At 67.5% G+C, this 17358-nt stretch carries 19 protein-coding genes; 4 read left to right on the top strand and 15 right to left on the bottom strand.

The window, feature by feature from the left end:
• Positions 1-5 precede the first annotated feature (5 nt).
• The 8 genes from AC07PZ_RS01505 to AC07PZ_RS01470 form a co-directional block, all read right to left on the bottom strand.
• Positions 6-605 carry a nuclear transport factor 2 family protein gene (locus AC07PZ_RS01505; RefSeq protein ID WP_495293227.1) on the bottom strand — a complete coding sequence of 200 codons (600 nt, stop codon included), beginning with the start codon at positions 603-605 and terminating at the stop codon, positions 6-8.
• A 32-nt stretch (positions 606-637) separates the two neighbouring features.
• The gene (locus AC07PZ_RS01500; RefSeq protein WP_495293226.1) at positions 638-1735 is read right to left on the bottom strand and encodes an SMP-30/gluconolactonase/LRE family protein; all 1098 of its coding nucleotides are present in this window, start codon (positions 1733-1735) and stop codon (positions 638-640) included.
• Between the two features lie 26 nt (positions 1736-1761).
• Positions 1762-2652, bottom strand: coding sequence for an alpha/beta fold hydrolase (locus tag AC07PZ_RS01495; RefSeq protein WP_495293225.1), 891 nt, complete (start codon positions 2650-2652; stop codon positions 1762-1764).
• Positions 2649-3464: a shikimate dehydrogenase family protein gene (locus tag AC07PZ_RS01490; RefSeq protein WP_495293224.1), complete on the bottom strand. Its 816-nt coding sequence runs from the start codon at positions 3462-3464 to the stop codon at positions 2649-2651. The genes AC07PZ_RS01495 and AC07PZ_RS01490 overlap by 4 nt, the downstream gene beginning before the upstream one ends.
• Entirely contained in the window at positions 3451-4269 is an 819-nt protein-coding gene (locus tag AC07PZ_RS01485) for a sugar phosphate isomerase/epimerase family protein (RefSeq protein WP_495293223.1), read from the bottom strand. Before AC07PZ_RS01485 ends, AC07PZ_RS01490 begins: the two co-directional genes overlap by 14 nt.
• Positions 4266-5648 carry an FAD-dependent oxidoreductase gene (locus tag AC07PZ_RS01480; RefSeq protein ID WP_495293222.1) on the bottom strand — a complete coding sequence of 461 codons (1383 nt, stop codon included), beginning with the start codon at positions 5646-5648 and terminating at the stop codon, positions 4266-4268. The genes AC07PZ_RS01485 and AC07PZ_RS01480 overlap by 4 nt, the downstream gene beginning before the upstream one ends.
• A gap of 74 nt (positions 5649-5722) precedes the next feature.
• Positions 5723-6520, bottom strand: coding sequence for an alpha/beta hydrolase (locus AC07PZ_RS01475; protein ID WP_495293221.1), 798 nt, complete (start codon positions 6518-6520; stop codon positions 5723-5725).
• Positions 6521-6529: 9 nt separating this feature from the next.
• Entirely contained in the window at positions 6530-7525 is a 996-nt protein-coding gene (locus AC07PZ_RS01470; RefSeq protein WP_495293220.1) for a Bug family tripartite tricarboxylate transporter substrate binding protein, read from the bottom strand.
• 116 nt (positions 7526-7641) lie between these two features.
• Between AC07PZ_RS01470 and AC07PZ_RS01465 the strand changes: the two genes are divergently transcribed.
• The gene (locus AC07PZ_RS01465) at positions 7642-8532 is read left to right on the top strand and encodes a LysR substrate-binding domain-containing protein (RefSeq protein ID WP_495293219.1); all 891 of its coding nucleotides are present in this window, start codon (positions 7642-7644) and stop codon (positions 8530-8532) included.
• Positions 8533-8560: 28 nt separating this feature from the next.
• Here the strand turns inward: AC07PZ_RS01465 and arsH are convergent, their stop codons facing one another.
• The 6 genes from arsH to AC07PZ_RS01435 form a co-directional block, all read right to left on the bottom strand.
• Positions 8561-9280 carry an arsenical resistance protein ArsH gene (gene arsH, locus AC07PZ_RS01460; protein WP_495293218.1) on the bottom strand — a complete coding sequence of 240 codons (720 nt, stop codon included), beginning with the start codon at positions 9278-9280 and terminating at the stop codon, positions 8561-8563.
• Entirely contained in the window at positions 9264-9695 is a 432-nt protein-coding gene (gene arsC, locus AC07PZ_RS01455; protein WP_495293217.1) for an arsenate reductase (glutaredoxin), read from the bottom strand. Before arsC ends, arsH begins: the two co-directional genes overlap by 17 nt.
• A gap of 39 nt (positions 9696-9734) precedes the next feature.
• A complete protein-coding gene (locus tag AC07PZ_RS01450; RefSeq protein ID WP_495293939.1) occupies positions 9735-11021 on the bottom strand; it encodes an arsenic transporter in 1287 nt (428 codons plus the stop codon).
• Between the two features lie 99 nt (positions 11022-11120).
• Positions 11121-11444, bottom strand: coding sequence for an ArsR/SmtB family transcription factor (locus tag AC07PZ_RS01445; protein ID WP_495293216.1), 324 nt, complete (start codon positions 11442-11444; stop codon positions 11121-11123).
• 142 nt (positions 11445-11586) lie between these two features.
• Entirely contained in the window at positions 11587-11844 is a 258-nt protein-coding gene (locus tag AC07PZ_RS01440) for a hypothetical protein (protein WP_495293215.1), read from the bottom strand.
• Between the two features lie 118 nt (positions 11845-11962).
• The gene (locus AC07PZ_RS01435) at positions 11963-12991 is read right to left on the bottom strand and encodes a LysR substrate-binding domain-containing protein (RefSeq protein ID WP_495293214.1); all 1029 of its coding nucleotides are present in this window, start codon (positions 12989-12991) and stop codon (positions 11963-11965) included.
• Between the two features lie 95 nt (positions 12992-13086).
• On the opposite strand from AC07PZ_RS01435, the gene AC07PZ_RS01430 reads away from it, so the two are divergent.
• The 3 genes from AC07PZ_RS01430 to AC07PZ_RS01420 all read left to right on the top strand — a co-directional run bounded on the left by AC07PZ_RS01430 (position 13087) and on the right by AC07PZ_RS01420 (position 16356).
• Positions 13087-14196: a CaiB/BaiF CoA transferase family protein gene (locus AC07PZ_RS01430; RefSeq protein ID WP_495293213.1), complete on the top strand. Its 1110-nt coding sequence runs from the start codon at positions 13087-13089 to the stop codon at positions 14194-14196.
• A gap of 103 nt (positions 14197-14299) precedes the next feature.
• The gene (locus AC07PZ_RS01425) at positions 14300-15295 is read left to right on the top strand and encodes a Bug family tripartite tricarboxylate transporter substrate binding protein (protein ID WP_495293212.1); all 996 of its coding nucleotides are present in this window, start codon (positions 14300-14302) and stop codon (positions 15293-15295) included.
• 5 nt (positions 15296-15300) lie between these two features.
• Positions 15301-16356, top strand: coding sequence for an amidohydrolase family protein (locus AC07PZ_RS01420; protein ID WP_495293211.1), 1056 nt, complete (start codon positions 15301-15303; stop codon positions 16354-16356).
• A 40-nt stretch (positions 16357-16396) separates the two neighbouring features.
• On the opposite strand, the gene AC07PZ_RS01415 is transcribed toward AC07PZ_RS01420, so the two are convergent.
• The gene (locus AC07PZ_RS01415; RefSeq protein ID WP_495293210.1) at positions 16397-17284 is read right to left on the bottom strand and encodes an oxygenase MpaB family protein; all 888 of its coding nucleotides are present in this window, start codon (positions 17282-17284) and stop codon (positions 16397-16399) included.
• Positions 17285-17358: the final 74 nt, after the last annotated feature.

The following is a 17358-nucleotide window of genomic DNA, read 5'->3' as shown; positions in this document are numbered from 1 at the left end:
CCGGATCAGAGCGGATGGCCGGCAAGCCATGTCTTGCCGCGGGCGTACAGCTTCTCGACTTCGGGGCCTTCCAGCTGTGGCATGTCGAGCTTGACCTCGTAGCCGATCTGCGTCTGGATATAGGCCAGGTGCCGATAGCCGGCAGGGAATCCGGCGATCGCAGCGGGGTCGAGCGCGAGCTTCGCGCCGGGGTCGATCGGGTCGACACGATCCTTCTCGTAGATCGGCTGGCGGACGACGACGCCCCAGCGGCCGTTGCGCTTCTCGACGAAGTCGTAGAAGCGCCCCGTGCAGACCACGTCGCAGGCGACGCCTTGCACGTCGCCGCGTTGGGAGATGGTCATCTTGGTCTGGACGATGGCGCGATCTCCGGCCAGGTCGATCGAGGTTCCGCCGAGGAAGTGCAGGATGCTGACCCCCTTGGCCCAGCCTTCTTTCGTCACCCGGATGAATTCGGATGCCGGCCCCTGGAACCACGTCGCGTGCATGACGCCGTCGTCATGCCAGACTGTGGCGAAGCGTTCCCAGTCGCCTGCATCGCGCCAGACGGCCCAGTTCTCGATGAGGTCGCGGATGGCGAGGCGGTCGATCAATTCGTTGGTCATTCGATGTTTCCGTTCGTGGGGCGACAGCCGCATCAGCGCGTGGGTGCAAAGCCAGTCTTGCCCGCTCGCAGGCGGTAGACCTTGCCCACGCCGACGGTTGCGACATAAAGCGTTCTTGCCTCGGGCCCGCGTCCGAAGCCGAGATTGACCGGGCTCTCGCGGTTCGGCAATGGCAGCCGCGCAACCAGTTCGCCATTCGGCGTCAGCACGTAGATGCCGGGCCCCGATGGCGCGCTGGGCAATGCGAGATAGACATTGCCTTCGACGTCTGTGGTCATGCCGTCCACGCAACCGGCCTTTTCCAGATCGAGAAGCACGCGCGGCGCACCGGGCTGGCCCGCGGCGTCCAGCGGATAGGCCACCAGACCGCCCGCGCTGGTGCGGTCGAGGGTCGGCGTGCCCTGTTCGCCGAGGGCGTTGGTGCCGGGGTCGCACAGGCCGACGTACAAGGTGCGCTCGTCCGGCGACAGTTCGACGCCGTTCATCTTTGCGTTGTCGCCGAGGATGCGCGTGAGCGGCCACAGGCCCTTGGCGCCTGGGGCGGGTGGATCGAGCCGGTAGACGGCGTTGATGCGCTGCTCCAGCGTCTCGGGTCCGAACAGGCGCAAGTCCGAAAAATAGATGCGGCCGGCACGGTCGATGGTGACGTCGTTCGGCGCATTGAGCTGGCGGTTCTCGTGGAAGTAGGCGACCACGCGGTAGCTGCCGCCGTGCAGGTCGGTGATCGACACGCGGCGTCCGCCGTAGTCGGCTCCTTCAGCTGTCACGAGCCGATCCTGCGCGTCGATGGCAAGCCCCGCCGCCATGTTGCTGGGCTCGCGGAAGATGCGTGGCTTGCCGCCGGGCGGTACGACCCAGATCCGGCCGCCCTGCACGCCGGCAGCATCGCTGCAGCCGACTGAACGGGTGATCTCGGTGAAGTAGACGCTGCCGTCGGAGGCGCTCGCGATGCCTTCCATCACGCCGCAACCGCCCGAGTGCACCAGCTCGAAGGAGGGAGCGGGAAAGAACTCCTGCTGGCGCGAGGGAAGGGCGTCACCCAGGCCGCTCAGGCGCAGGGGCGGGGGCGCGGGTTGCGCATGGGTCTGCAGGGCGAGCAGCAGGCTCGCCAGGATCATCAGTCGTCGCATGGGTGTCTCCGTGGGTTGTTCGTTCGTCAGGCGTGGCGTTGCAGAAAGGGCAGGACCTGGGCCAATACTTCGTCGGGGGCTTCCTCGGCCATCAGGTGACCGCAGTCGATGGTCCCGCCTTCGACCCGGTCGGCCCAGGCTTTCCAGATCGCCAGCGGATCCGGCGTGGCGGTGTTCGACGCACACCACAGCACCTGCAGCGGGCAGGCGATGCGGCGGCCTGCGGCCAGATCCTCGCGGTCGTGCTGCAAGTCGATCGACGCCGCCGCGCGGTAGTCCTCGACCATCGCGTGGCGCACCGACTCCCTGGCGAAGGCCCGGTGGTATTCAGCGAGCGCCTCGGGCGTGACGGCATCGAACTTGAGCACGGCATTGCGCAGCGACCAGTCCAGGTAGTAGGCCGGGTCGGCACGCAGCATGCGTTCGGGCAGATCGAAGGGCTGGGCGAAGAGATACCAGTGAAAGGCCTTGAGCCCGAAGGCCATGCCGGCGCGCTGCCACATCGCTTCGGTCGGGATCACGGTGAGCGAGGTGAACGCGCTGACGGCCTCGGGCCGGTCGAGACACAGGCGATAGCCGACGCGCGCCCCGCGGTCGTGGCCGACGACCGCGAAGCGTTCGAGGCCCAGCGTCCGCATCAACCCGACCTGATCGCCGGCGAGCGTGCGCTTGCAATGGTGGATGTGCAGCGGGTCACCGCCGGGCCCGGTGCTGTCGCCGTAGCCCCGCAGATCCGGCGCCACGACGGTGAAGTGGCGCGCGAGTGTCGGCGCGATCCGGTGCCAGGCGACGTGGGTCTGCGGATAGCCGTGCAGCAGCAACAGCGGCGGCCCGCTGCCGCCGACTTCGGCGTGGATGGTCGCATCGCCGAGTGCGACCCGGTGGACTGCGAAGCCGGGAAAGAAGGCGGCGCTCATCGCCGCGCACCGCCGAAGAAAAAGTCGGCCATCGCTTCGAGCTGCTCGTTCATCATGTGCCGGCCCGGCACGATGCGCGCCCCCATTTCCTGCGCGCTCGCGAGAAATCGCGTGGTCGCCGGCTCCATGATGATGTCGGCGACGGTGTGGCCAGGCTGGATGGCCGACAGTGCGACGGGCAGCGGGTCGCCCTCTTTCATGCCTGCGGGCGTGGCGTTCACCACGAGATCGCGTGGGCTCGCGGCGTCCCAGTTGCCGGCCGCATGGCCGAGCCTGCGCAGACGCTCGATCAGCACGGCGCGCCTTGTCTCATCGACATCGTGCACGTCGATCGACGCCGCGCCGGCGGCCGCCAGCGCCAGGGCGATCGCGTTGCCTGCGCCGCCCGCACCCACGAGTCCGACGCTGCGTCCCCGAACGTCGAAGCCGTTGCGCACCAGGCCTGCGAGAAAGCCCGCGCCGTCGAGCAGTTCGCCTTGCCAGCCCCCGGCGGTGCGCCGGATGACATTGACGGCCTGCGCGTCCCGTGCGGCGCGCGACAGATCGATCGACAACCCGGCCACGCGCTGCTTGTGCGGCACGGTGACCACGATGCCGGCGACGTTGGCCACCGCGTGCAGTGCGTGCAGCAAGGCCGCCACGTTGTCGCCCTCGACATGCAGCGGCACCAGCACCGCATTGATGCCGCGCGCCTGCAACAGGCGCGTCAACGGCAGCGGGGCTTTCACCTGCGCGATCGGGTCGCCGATGATGCCGAGCACGACGGTGTTGCCGTCGAGTCGCAGGCCGTCCCATGATTCATTCGTGGCCATGGCCGTGTCCTTCCAGAAAGTGATGGGTCGCGCGGCAGGCCGCCGCGGCGCGTTCGTGTACGCCGAGCATCGCCATGCGAATGGCGCTCGGTGCTTCGACCGAGAGGATGGCGTCGGCGGCCAGCTGCGGCAGCAAACGGGCGACCGGCAGCGCGCCCTCGCCCGGAAAGAGCCGGTACGCACGCCCTTCTTCGCCCGCCGACAGGCCTGGATGGCGCTGCGCCGGGGCGTCGTTGATCTGCATGAAATGACGATCGATGCACGGGTCGGTCATGTCTTCGGGCACGCAGCCCGCACGAAAGAAATGCAGCGCATCGACCACCACGCGCACCGCGTCGCTTCCGGATGCTTCGGCCAGTTCGTGCGCGACACGCAGCGAACGCGCAGCGGTGTAGACCATGAACTCGAGGCCGAGGTCCAGGCCATGCGCCCGTGCTCGCTCGGCCAGCGCGCCGATGTGGCGCGCGGCGCGGCCGAGGTCCGCGTCGTCCACGTTGACCATGAGCCGCCGCGCGCCGAGCGCCTGGGCCGAGGCCAGCACGCCGGCAAGCGTCCGCACATCGAAATTGGGCTTGATGCGCACGATCTCGATGTCGTGCACCGCCATGCCCAGGTCGCGCAGGCGAGCCCGCGTTTCGCGCATCATCCCGCCGCCATCCTGCATGGGAAACGGCTGCTCGCCGGGGCGAGCGGGAATCAGCCGGATACCGACCCCGCGAAAGCCCGCCGCATGCGCCGCCTCCACCAGCAGGGGTGGCGGCGCATCGAGCATGCCGAGGTGCGCGAGCGACAGCCTGAAGCTCATGCGGGCACCGCTGCACTGGCCTGGCGCAATGGCACGCCCTGTGCACTCAGCAGCGCCTGCAGGCGCTTCACGTCCACGTCGCGCGGCAGTACGCCGCTGTCGACCGCGAGTGCCGCTGCCGTGCCGGCGGCCTGCCCCGTGAGCCAGCACTGCGGGATCTCGCGCAGGAAGCCGTGCGAGTTGGCGTCGCAGGCGATGTGCTTGCCGGCCGCGAGCACGCCGTCGAGCGTCTCGGGCACGAGCGCACCGTAGGGCACCGAGATGTTGGGGAAGCGCGGCGACGGACTCGGGCTGATGCCGATCTCGTCTTGCTCGATCGCGCCCGCGTCCCAGGCGCTGCGCAGCACACGCTTCACGCCCACGAGCCGCCGCCCATGCCGCGTGCCGATCTGCGGTGCCATCAGCATGATCCAGGCGTGCTCGAAGCCCGGCGCATGAGCGCGATAGAACGCCAGATGCTCGGCCATGCTCTTGCGCGATTCCCATTCGACCTGCGTCATCTCGTCGACGTCGAGCGCGCTGAAGCCCGACTTGCGCGGCCCGAGAAAGGTCGCGACGTCGTTGCGCCACGAAACGATGGGCTTCTCGAAGCTTCCGACCGTCTCGCGGCCGCGTGCCATGAAGGCGGAGAAGGCCTCGGGCTGGTGCGCGCGGAAGTCGAGCCAGCGCTGCATGTCGACGCCCGCGAACAGCCAGGAGGTGTTGATGCAATGGTGGATCTCGTGCGTGTCGATGTCCGAATCGAAGGCGGCACCCGCCGCCGCGTAGAGGTCGCCTTCGCCGGTGGTGTCGACCACGACCTTGGCGAGAATCGCGCGTCGGCCCTGCTTGCTTTCGAAGACGGCCCCTGTCACGCGGCCGGCTTCGGCGATCGGCGCGACCATCCAGCCGTGCAGGATCAAGTCGACGCCGGCCTCGCGCACCATGTGGTGGTAGACGCCCTTGAGCACTTCGGGGTCGATGGTCGGTGAATGCGTGACCACCCCATGGAAGGCCGCCGTGCGCAGTCCCCAATGGGCGGCCGCGTCCGGGTCCTGCGACCCCCAGTCCCTGCGCGGCGGCCCGGCGACGGCATCGGCACCGAGCCGGTCCATGAACTCGGCCGCGAGGCCCTGGATCACCGGCTCGCCCTGCCAGTCCGTCATGCGGTCGATCCAGATCACGAGGCCGCCGGTGGAAAGTCCGCCGAGGTGGTTGTAGCGTTCGAGCAGCACTACGCGTGCGCCGGAACGCGCGGCGGCGACCGCGGCCGCGACGCCCGAGGGGCCGCCGCCCAGCACGAGTACGTCGCAGCGCTCGTGCACGGGTATGTCGCGCGCGGCTTCGGTGATGTGGCCTTGCGGCGTACGCTGCTTGCGTTCGCTTTGGCGTGCGTTCACGTCGGAACGGAAAAAGTGTCGGTCTTCGGCGGCGAGGGTGCCCATCGTGCAGCTTTCAGGAAAAAGGGTTGGAGTCAGGCCGCGAGCGCGCGCAGCAGGTCGCTCAGCGGGCCGGGTGCAATGACCATGGCGTCATGGCCGGTCGCGAGCGTGCGTGTGCGCCATCCCGCGTCGGCACGCACGCGCGCCTTGGTTGGCTCGAGCGTCGCGATCGGGTCGACCGTGCATTCGATGTACGTCTTGGGCAGGCCGTTGCCGAGTGGTGACTTGAGTTGCAGCGGCTGCAGGTAGGTGCCCACCGGCTGCGGCGTCATGCGTCGCTGCACCCAGGCCGCGTCGGCTGGATCCCTGACGCCGAAGGCGGCTGGCGGCAGGGCCGGTGCCGCGCCCACGCCCGCACCGGTCTCGCGGATCGTCTTCAGGCGCTGGTCGACCACGGCCTGCGGGAAATCCGAGAACAGGCTCTTGCCGGACTCGAGCAGAAGCGCGTCGAGGAACACCAGTTGGCGCAGCCGGGCGGGCGCACGGTCGGCCACGCCGGAAATCACGATGCCGGCATAGCTGTGGCCGACCAGCACCACGTTCTCGAGTTCTTCGAATTCGAGCAGGTTGACGACGTCGTCGATGTGCGTGTCCAGGTTGACCTGTGGCGACAACAGATGCCGACGCTCGCCGAGGCCGGTGAGCGTCGGCGTGTAGACCGCATGGCCGGCGGCGCGCAGCTGCGAGGCCACGTGCGTCCAGCACCAGCCGCCATGCCAGGCGCCGTGGACGAGGACGAAAGCCGGCTTGTCCGCGGGGGCCGCCGCGCGCAATGGCTGCACCAGGCTTGCGGCCGCGATGCCTGCGGCAAAGAGATGTCTGCGTTGCATCGTGTGCTCCTATTCGCTGCGCGCGCCGGTGAGCTTGATCACGTTGCCCCACATCGCCGTGTCCTCGGCGATCTGGTGCGCGAGCACATCGGGCGCGCTGCCGATGGCGAGCCAGCCCTGTTCGAGCAGGCGCTGTTTCAGGTCCGGCGTCTGGAGGATGCGGGCGATCTCCTGCGACAGGCGGTCGGCCACTGGAGCGGGCATGCTGGCAGGCCCGAAGATGGCATTCCAAGAGGCCACGTCGAAGCCCTGCTTGCCGAGCGCCGACTGGATCGGCGGCACGTCGCCCGAGCCCTGAAAGGCCTTGGCCGTGCTCACGCCATACAGTCGCAGCCGTCCATTCTTCGCCTGCGGCATGGCGACCGACGGGATCATGAACGACAGGTCGACCTGCTCGCTCATGAGCGCCGTCGCGACCTGCGGAAAGCCCTGGAACGGCACGTGCACGGCCCGGATGCCGGTGTGGGTCTTGAGCAGCTCCATCGCGAGGTGCGAGCCGGAGCCTGGTCCGACGGAGCCGTAGCTGAGCTTGTCGCCCTGCGCCTTCGCGAAGTCGAGAAAGCCCCGCAGGTCGGCGGCCGGCATGGTGGTGCTGCCCGCGAGCACGAACGGGCTGCTGGCGACCAGCGAGATCGGTCGCAGGTCGCGTGCCACGTCATACGGCGTGGAAGGCGTCAGCGCCTTGGCGGTGGTGAGCGGGCCGTTGCCCGTGAGGCCGATGGTGTGGCCGTCCGTTGCGCGAGCGACGGCCGTAACGCCGATGCTGCCGGCCGCGCCGACCTTGTTGTCGACGATCACCGGCTGCCCGAGTGCCTGGGCGAGCGGATCCGCGACCAGGCGCGCCAGCGTGTCGGGCGACGAGCCCGGTGGAAAGCCGACGACCAGGCGCAGCGGCTTTTGCGGCCAGCCCGTGGCGGCCTGGGCGAAGGCCGGCGTCAGCGACGCGGCGAGCGCAACCTGCAGCAGGCTGCGGCGGCGCGATGAAAAGGCAGGTTCGGGATGCATGGATGTCTCCGGTCTTTGTCGTTGGCCTCATTCTTGTGTCCCGGCTTCGCTTGAAACGTGATAGTTTGTGATTCTTCGCATCACGTTTCGTGATGAACCGAACTTTGGAGTCCGCCATGCCCGTACCTGCCGATCCGCGCACGCCACGCAGTCACACCGTGGACATCGACCTGCTGCGGGTGTTCGACACGCTCCTGCGTGTCGGCAGCTTCACCACGGCCGCCAAGGCGCTGTCGCGCACGCAGTCGGCTGTCAGCATGCAGTTGAGGCGGCTCGAGGAGCAGCTCGGCACGCAGCTCGTGATCCGTGGCACGCGCAAGCTGAGTCCGACCCCGGAGGGCCAGCAGTTGTTGCCGCTCGCACGGCAGATGCTCGGCCTCAACGACCAGCTGTTCCACGATGCCGACGCCGCCGAGGTCTCGGGCAGCATCCGCATCGGTTCGATCGAGCACTACGCGACACGTGTGCTGCCCGCGCTGATCGCGGAGTTCTGCCGGCTGTATCCGAAGATCCACGTCGAGCTGCAGCATGGCGTGTCATCGCTGATGCATCCAGAGCTGGGCTCGCGCTACGACCTGGTGATCGGCATCGGACCGGTGGGTTCGGGGGAGGGGCTGCGTCTTTCGAAGTCGCGCGTCGTCTGGGCCTCGATGCCAGGCTCGACGACGCATCTTCAACGCCCGCTGCCGCTGGCGCTCAATCCCGAAGGCGCGATGCTGCGGGACTGGGCCACGCATGCGCTCGACGGGGCGGGCATCCCCTGGCGCATCGCTTACACGAGCACGACCGTCACCGGTCTGGAGGCGGCCGTTCGCGCAGGCATTGCGATCGGCGTGTTTCGCGAGGCGACGATTTCCAATCGGCTCAAGGTGCTGGGCATCAGGGAGGGCCTGCCGCGAATGCCCGATTGCGAAGTGTGGCTTGCGGGCGTGCCGTTGCCGGGACGCAAGGCGGTTGAGTTGCTGGAGGCCTTTCTGATCCACAAGCTGCGCAAATCGCTGCGTTGACCAACGTCGCGCTCCGCACGGCTCCGCATCAGATGCTGCGCAAGTTCACGCGCCTGGACAGCGCCTCGGCCGTCTCACGACGTTCGCTGTATCGGTCGACCAGGTAGGCGGCACTGTCGCGCGTGAGCAGCGTGAATTTGACCAGCTCCTCCATCACGTCGACCAATCGATCATGGTATGGCGAAGGCTTCATGCGCCCGTCGTCTTCGAACTCCATGAACGCCTTGGCCACCGACGACTGGTTGGGGATCGTGATCATGCGCATCCAGCGGCCAAGCACGCGCAGCTGGTTGACGGCGTTGAATGATTGCGAGCCGCCCGACACCTCCATCACCGCCAGCGTCTTGCCCTGCGTCGGACGCACGGAGCCGACGGACAACGGAATCCAGTCGATCTGCGCTTTCATGATGCCGGTCATTGCACCGTGGCGCTCGGGTGAGGTCCAGACCATGCCTTCGGACCATTGGGCGAGATCGCGCAACTCCTGCACTTTCGGATGGTCGTCGGGCGCGCCATCCGGAAGCGGCAAGCCGGTCGGGTCGAAGATCCGCGGCTCGGCGCCCATTGCTTGCAGCAGGCGGGATGCTTCCTCGGTCAGCAGACGGCTGAACGAGCGCTCACGCAGCGATCCGTACAGCAGCGCTATCTTTGGGGCATGCGTGGCGCGCTCCAAAGGAAAAAGGCGTTGAATATCCGGCTGGCGAAAGTGCGCCGTCGCGATGTTGGGCAGCTCAGGGCTTGAGGACACGCTGGCCTCCCGCGTCGATCACGACTTCTCCGTCTTCCTTGGTGAACGCGCCTTGCTGGGGGCGCGACAGGATGTCCAGCACCGCTTCCGAAGGGCGGCACAGCCGCGTGCCCGAGGGCGTCTCGACGATGGGGCGGTTGATGAGGATGGGGTTCTGCAGCATGAAGTCGATCAGTTGTTCGTCGGTCCACCTGGCGTCACCGAGGCCCAGCTCGTCGTAGGGTGTTCCCTTCTGGCGCAGCACATCGCGCACCGGCGTACCCATCGCAGCGATGAGTCGCAACAAGGTCGCGCGATCTGGCGGCGTCTTCAGGTATTCGATGACGTTGGGCTCTTCACCGGTGTTGCGGATCAGCGCCAGCGTGTTGCGGGACGTGCCGCATGCGGGGTTGTGATAGATCGTGATGTGGCTCATACGGGCTCGAAGATGGAGAGTGGAAAGCAGGGACCTCGATCAGCCGACGCTCAGCCGCAGGGCAAGTGCGGCCAGCGTGACGGTCAGCACGGGCATGGTCAGGACGATGCCCACCTTGAAGTAGTAGCCCCAGGCGATGGTCGTGCCCTTCTTCGCGAGCACGTGCAGCCACAGCAAGGTGGCCAGGCTGCCGATCGGCGTGATCTTGGGACCGAGGTCGCAGCCGATGGCGTTGGCGTACACCATGGCTTCCTTCACCGCACCGCTGGCGTGGGAGGCATCGATGGACAGCGCGCCGACCAGGACGGTGGGCATGTTGTTCATCACGGACGACAGTGCGGCCGCAAGAAAGCCGGTGCCCATGGCGGCACCCCAAACGCCGGTCAGCGCGAGGCCGTCGAGCAGCGCGGCGACGTGGTTCGTCAGGCCTGCGTTGCGCAGCCCGTAGACGACCAGGTACATGCCCAGCGAGAAGACGACGATCTGCCATGGTGCGCCACGCAGCACCTTCGTCGTGCTGATGACCTTTCCCCGGCCGGCGATGGCCAGCAATGCGAGCGCGCCGGCCGCGGCGACGGCGCTCACCGGCACGCCGAGTGGCTCGAGTCCGAAGAAACCGACGAGCAGCAGCACCAGCACGGCCCAGCCCGCATTGAAGGTCGAGCGATCGCGGATGGCGTCCGCGGGCGCCTTGAGCTGCGTCACGTCGTAACGGGCCGGAATGCTGCGCCGGAAGTAAAGCAACAGCATGGCCAGGCTCGCCAGCACGGCGGCGACGTTCACCGGAAACATCACCGAGGCGTAGCGGTTGAACCCGATCTTGAAGAAGTCCGCCGAGACGATGTTGACCAGATTGGAGACGATCAGAGGCAGGCTCGCCGTGTCGGCAATGAAGCCTGCGGCCATCACGAAGGCCAGCGTGGCGGCCGGCGAGAACCCGAGAGAGACGAGCATCGCCATGACGATCGGCGTGAGGATCAGTGCCGCGCCGTCGTTGGCGAACAAGGCGGAAACGGCGGCGCCCAGCAGGACGATCAACGCGAACAATGTCTTGCCGCGCCCGCCACCCCAACGCGCGACGTGCAGTGCAGCCCACTCGAAGCAGCCTGCTTCATCAAGCAGCAGGCTGACCACGATCACGGCGATGAAGGTGGCTGTCGCGTTCCAGACGACGCCCCAGACCACCGGAATGTCGGCCAGATGCACCACGCCCAGAAGCAACGCGATGGCGGCCCCCAGCGACGCGCTCCAGCCGATGCCGAGGCCACGCGGCTGCGCGATGACCAGCGCCAGCGTGAAGATGAAGACCAGGATGGCCGTGAGCATGATGGGCATGGGACACCGAAGGCGCATGCAGATGCACCCGCGCGATGCGCAGTTCTATGGTTGAAAGGGTTAAGAAAAGCTGCCGAGTTGCGCGTGCGGTCAACAGGCGCAAGCTGTCGAGCCATCGACAGCGCAGGGATTCCCCTGGCAACAGTTCTCGGTGAGGTAGGCCATGAGGCCGTTCATCCGGTCGAACGATGCACGGTAGATGAGGTTGCGGCCTTGCCGCTCCTGCGAAACGAGGCCGGCGTTGGTGAGCTCCTTCAGGTGGAAGGAAAGGCTGGTTGCCGGCACGCTCAGCGCTTCGGTGAGCGTGCCGGGCGTCATGCCTTCCGGGCCCGCCACAACTAGTGCACGAAAAACCCTCAGACGCACCGGCTGCGCCAGGGCCAGCAGGGAGCGCACGACATCATTTTCTTCCATAATTCAAGGATAGTTGAATTATTGGTGCCGTGCAACCGCTTGAATCGACGGCGCACTCGGCGCACCGAAAAAGAAAAGCCCGCTGAATGCGGGCTTCAACGTCCCCGACGGGGCACAGGCCAGTTCTGCCAACGGACGGTGTTCAATAGCCGGTCGACATCGGCTCCGCGTCGCGCCGACGCCAGATCTGCCACCAACTCGGACGCTGCCGCCTCTGGTCGAGCGAGCGCAGATCAAGGGTGTCGTAGTCCGGAAACAGCACGCCGCTGCGCCGGCGCAATTCGGCTTCCAACTCGTGGGCTACGCCGCGTGCACTCAGGTCACCCTGCAGCGCGCGCTGCCGCCATTGAGCGGCCATCGAGGCAAGTTCTGCGTCGGGGAGTTTCTCGCTGTCGGTCATCCGGCGATTGTGCGGGCCGGCCCCGGCGCTGCGCCTCAACGTATTGCCAACCATTTCTCATTTTCTGAACTTATCTGACGTCGCCGGCCCGATCTCGAACAGGCGGGCATGCGCAAGGCTAGATCGACACCATGCTCAACCGTTCCGCCAACTGCTCGACAAACGGCAGATTGGGCACATCACGCAACGTGATCAGATTGGTCCATGTCGGCTGAAAGCGCCAGTCGAGCCGGACCGGGCGAAGGCCATCCATGGCCTGTCGGTAGGCGCTCTCGGGGACGAGGGCGATCATCCGGGTCGAGCTCGCGATCGCCAGGCAGATGTGCGGCGACTCGGTTTCGACATGCGGCTCCGGGGGCATCAGTCCCGCCTGCAAATAGGTCCGCTCCAAGGCCTGGCGATTGGCGCTTCGTCCCGCCATGAGCACCCATGGGTGATGCAGAAGTTCTTCGAGCGAAACCTTGCGTTTGCGGGCGATGGGATTGCTCTTTGCACTCACCACCAGCAGATGCTCTTCCCAGAGCTTGAACATCCGCAGCCGTCCACCGGTGGACGAGGCCGCACGGCTCGTGTCCAGGCTGCTGATCACGCAGTCGACTTCGCCCGCCTCCAGCATCGACAGCAATTCGCCGACGTTGCCCACGCGCAGGACCAGACGGGGCAGGGTGTCATCGGCTTCGAGTTCGGCGACGACACGGCAAAGGCGGTCGGTGCCGACCAGCGGAAGCGCGCCGATGCGAACCATCGGCCTCGGCACGCCGGTGCGCAGCGCGGCAGCTGCCGCGTCGAGTGCGCCCAGCGCGATGCGCAGGCGCTCCAGCGCAATGACGCCCGCCGCGTTCAGGCGCGTGCCGCGCGACGAGCGGTCGAGCAGCGGGCAGCCGAACGCGTCTTCCAGCTCGCGCAGCATGATGGTCGCGCGTGGCTGGCTCACGCCGATGTCCGCCGAGGCCGCGCTGACCGAGACGCGCCGGTCGATGTGGTCGAGCAGTTGCAGGTGGCGCACGCGCAATCGGCTGACGCGCTGATGCAGGGCTGCCGCGTCGGGATTCCTGCCTGGGGCCGCCGCGGGGGACTTCGAGGTTGCCATATCGATTCCGAATAGCGGGTTTCGTATTGGATATTTCCAGATTATCGGTGCCGTCACTACGATGCAGCCAGTCGGCGGCACCGGCGTCCCTGCGCGATTCGAGAGGGGCTCGCACGGTCCGCCGCCCGATCCAGACGCCCGCCAAGGACTCCATGCCCGCATCCTTTCCGCCTTCCACGTTGCCGCTGCACGGCATCGTCGTGCTCGATTTCTCCCATGTCATTGCTGGGCCCTTTGCGACCTATTACCTGGCCAAGCTGGGCGCGCGGGTGATCAAGGTCGAGAACCCGCATCGCGGCGATTCGCTGCGCCGGAGCGAGCACGGCTTCGAAGCCTTCAACCATGGCAAGGACATCGTCCAGCTCGATCTGCAGGATGACCGCGATCGCGAGCGTGCCTGGGCACTTTTCGAGGAGGCGGACATCCTGGTCGACAACATGCGCCCGGGCGTGCTCGAGCGCTTCGGCTTCGGCGCCGCGCAGGTGCGTGCGCGCAAACCCGGGCTGATCCATTGCACGATCAGCGGCTACGGACGCGCGGGTGCGTGGGCCGACCGGTCCGCCTACGACCATGTGATCCAGGCCGCCTCCGGCATGAGCCTGATGGCCGGCAACGAAGGCGACGGTCCCATCAAGGTCGGCTTTCCGGTGGTGGACAGCGCCACCGGCATCCTGGCCGCGCTCGGCATCCTGGCCGCCATCCGCCGCCGCGACCTCACCGGCGAAGGCGAGAGCCTGGATGTTTCCATGCTCGGCGCTGCGCTGCAGCTCATGTATCCGCAGACCGTGGATGTGATGGCCAGCGGCCAGTCGCCGGCACGCGTCGGCAACGTGGGCTATTCCGGCAGCCCCGGCGCCGACACCTTCGAGTGCCGCGACGGGCTCATCGCGCTGGGCGCGAACACGCCACAGCAGATGTACATGCTCGGCGAAGTGCTTCAGGTTCGGGCAGGGGTCGAGTCGCTGATGGGGCCACAGGCGGGCGGGTTCGCGACTGCCGGCCGGCCGGTCGAGTTGCGCGCGTTGCTGCAGGCCGCGATCGCACCGCATTCCGCGGGTGAACTCGAGACGCTGCTGAGCGCCAGCGGCGTGCCCGCGGCCCAAGTCCGCGATCTGGCCCGGAGCGTTGCCGACGCCACGGCCAACGGACTGATCGACGCATGGAACCTGCCCGGCGGCGCGTCGGTGCGGGTTCCGGGCCTCGGTTTCCGCTCCGACGGCCTGTTCGGCGGGCGCGCCGTTCCGCGGGGCCACGAGGCCTGAGCGCGGCGGCTTGCCTCGGGCCGGACCGAGGAGAGACCGAGAAGACCGAGAAGACCGAGAAGATCCAGAAGAGCTTCCAGACCACAACCACAAGGACGAGACAATGAAAACGATGCCCAAGACACTCGCCAGACTCGCATGGCCGCTCGTCGTTGCGACGCATGCAGCCCTGGCATTCGCCCAGCCCGTCGCTCCCGGCGGCTCCACCGGTGCGCCGGTCCGTCTGGTGATTCCGCTTCCGCCCGGCAGCGCGCAGGACGCGATCGCGCGGCGCCTGGCCGATCGCTTGAGCACCATCTGGGCCCGGCCCACCATCGTCGACAACAGGCCCGGCGCGTCGGGGATCCTGGCGACGGATGCGGTCGTGAAGTCACCAGGCGACGGCAGCGTGCTGTCGTTCACGATGGCATCGACGATCACCATCGCGCCGCACACCTTCCGCAAGCTGCCCTACGACCCGCTGCGCGACCTCAAGCCGGTCATCCAGGTCGGGACCACGCCGCTGGTGCTCGTGGTGAATGCGTCCAATCCGGCGCGCACCCTCAAGGAATTCCTGGACAACGCGCGGAAGAATCCAGGAAAGGTGAGCTTCGGCTCCTTCGGCAACGGGACATCGGCGCATCTGCTCGGCGAAGAGCTCAGCAGCAAATCCGGTGCGAAGCTGCTGCACGTGCCCTACAAGACCGTCGCGACGACGGACCTGCTCGGCGGTACCCTGGATTCGATGATTTCCGATTTCGGCAGCATCCGTGACTTCCTGCAGGCGCCGGCCAGGCTGCGCGTGCTGGCGCTCACGGGCGACCACCGCAGCCGCGAGTTCCCCGACATTCCCACGTTCGGTGAACAGGGGTACCCGTCGTTCGATCCGATGGTCGGCTGGGTGGGTGTGTTTGCGCCGGTCGGCATGCCCGATGTGCAGGTCGACCGCATCGCGAAGGACATCGCGCCGATCCTGCAGGCCCCGGACATGCAGCAGCAGTTGCGTGCCTTCGGCTACGAGTCGAGCGGCTTGTCGGGTGGCGCGCTGCGCCAGTACGTGCAGGACGACTTCGCGCGCTGGGGCGCCATCGCCAAGGGCATCGGGCTCGAGCTCAACTGATCGACATGACCGAAGCGAACGACCCGTTGCTCTTCGACGTGCCTGCCCGGCCCGAGTGGCTGGCACGGCACGACGAACCCGCGCTGCTGCCCGACCTGCCGATCGTCGACGCGCATCACCATCTGTGGACGCGTGTCCATGAGCGCTACCTGCTGGAAGATTTCCAGGCCGACCTTGCCGATGGCCACCGTGTCGTGGCCACGGTCCATGTCCAATGCGGCAGCCATTACCGGACGGATCTGCCGGCCGCGCTGGCGCCGGTCGGCGAGACCGAATATGCGAGCGATGCCGCCCGGCGCGCCTTGGCGCAGGGCGGTGGCACACAGGTCTGCGAAGGGATCGTCGGCTATGCGGATCTGCGTGACGAGGCCGTCGAGGAACTGCTCGACGCGCACCTCGCCGTGGACGCACGACGCTTCAAGGGCATCCGCCACGCCACGGCGTGGGACATCGACCCGCGGCTCGTGAATCCGATGATGAAGACGGCCCGCGGCCTGTATGCGGACCCCGGCTTTCGCCGTGGCTTCGCCCGACTCGCGCCGCGCAAGCTCAGCTTCGACGCCTGGGCGCTGCATCCGCAACTGTCCGAGGTCGCGGCGCTCGCACGCGCGTTCCCCGAAACGACGGTCATCGTCAACCACATCGGTGCGCCGCTGGGAGAGGGTCGTTTCGCCGGGCGCAGGGCAGAGGTGCGGCGCGAGTGGATGGACGGCATTCGCGCGCTCGCCGACTGCCCGAATGTCGCGATGAAGCTGGGCGGGCTCGGCCTGCCGATCCTGGGCTTCGGTTTCGCGCGAGGCGACAGGCCACTGGATTCCGAGGCGCTCGCGCGCGAAATGCGCCCGTGGATCGAGCCGTGCATCGAAGCGTTCGGGCCGTCCCGCTGCATGTTCGAGAGCAACTTCCCGGTCGACAGATGTTCGTACCGATACAGGTTGTGCTGGAACGCGTTCAAGCGCCTCTCGCAGGGCTGCACCGACAGCGAGCGGGCGCTGCTGTTCCACGACACGGCCAATCGCGTGTACCGGCTCGGCCTGGCGGAGACGGCACCTCGGCGGTGAGCGACGGGATCCGGCTGCTCGGGTCGGACGCAGAAAGCCGTCAGCGCGCTCGATGCAGGAGGCTCTCCGGCGGGATACCGAGCCGATGGCACGCCTGGGTGGCAGGGCTCGACGGAAGCACGATGCGGTCCGTCCAGGCACCTGCCCGACGCAGCAGCAGCCGTTCGGCAGGCCGGAGTCCGAAGGCCGGGCCCAGCGCAAGATGGGCCCGGACGTCCGCCGGGAGAACATCGACCGCCGCGCGGACCAGCATCCCCTGGACGTACTTCAACGGCCCTGGCAACAACGGCGTGGTGCGCATGATCGCCAGGAACTCCAGGATCACATCGGACGGCTCGAGGGTGCTCAGCATGCGGGCGAATTGCTCCCGCCGGGCCTGTTCCGAGAGCGGCGAGCCAACGGCGCCATAGCGGATCGATGCAGGTCGAGACTCCGCATAGAAGCGGTCGACCTCCTCGGCCTCCAGCGGCTGTACGAAGTGTCTGTAGGCCTCGACGAAGCCGAAGCTCGCGGTGGCCTGTACCCAGTTCAGCAAGCGCGGATCGTTGGCGAAATAAGGCATGCCCGCCGCGTTGACGCCACGGACATGGTCATGCGCGCGCACCACACCGGCGATCATCTTCTCGGCCTGCGTATGAGGTCCGTAGACGGTCATCATGGCGGCGAGGCCGGTGCGTTGCAGCCGGCGCAGCGGGTTCGATCTGAAGGATGAATGCTCCCAGACACCTGCACGTACCGAAGGCTCGGCGAGTTCCAGGACGACCGCCGCGACACCGCCGATGAACACGGAGAGCGGATTGCGGAACACGCGCCACGCGACCGAGTCCGCGGCGGCGAGCGCAGGCTCGCCCAATGGACCGCTGAAATCGATTCGCCTGGCCGGGTCGGGTTGAAGAAGCGACAGCACGGTGCCGTCGATGGCGCGCATCAGCGGTGGCGGCAGCCGGAGGGGACGTGCCTGCAGGGCGGTCGGATGTGGCATGGGCCACAGTCTAGGAGCCG

Source organism: Variovorax sp. GW821-FHT10B04 (assembly GCF_059415645.1).
This window is presented reverse-complemented; position numbering and strand designations above follow the sequence as displayed.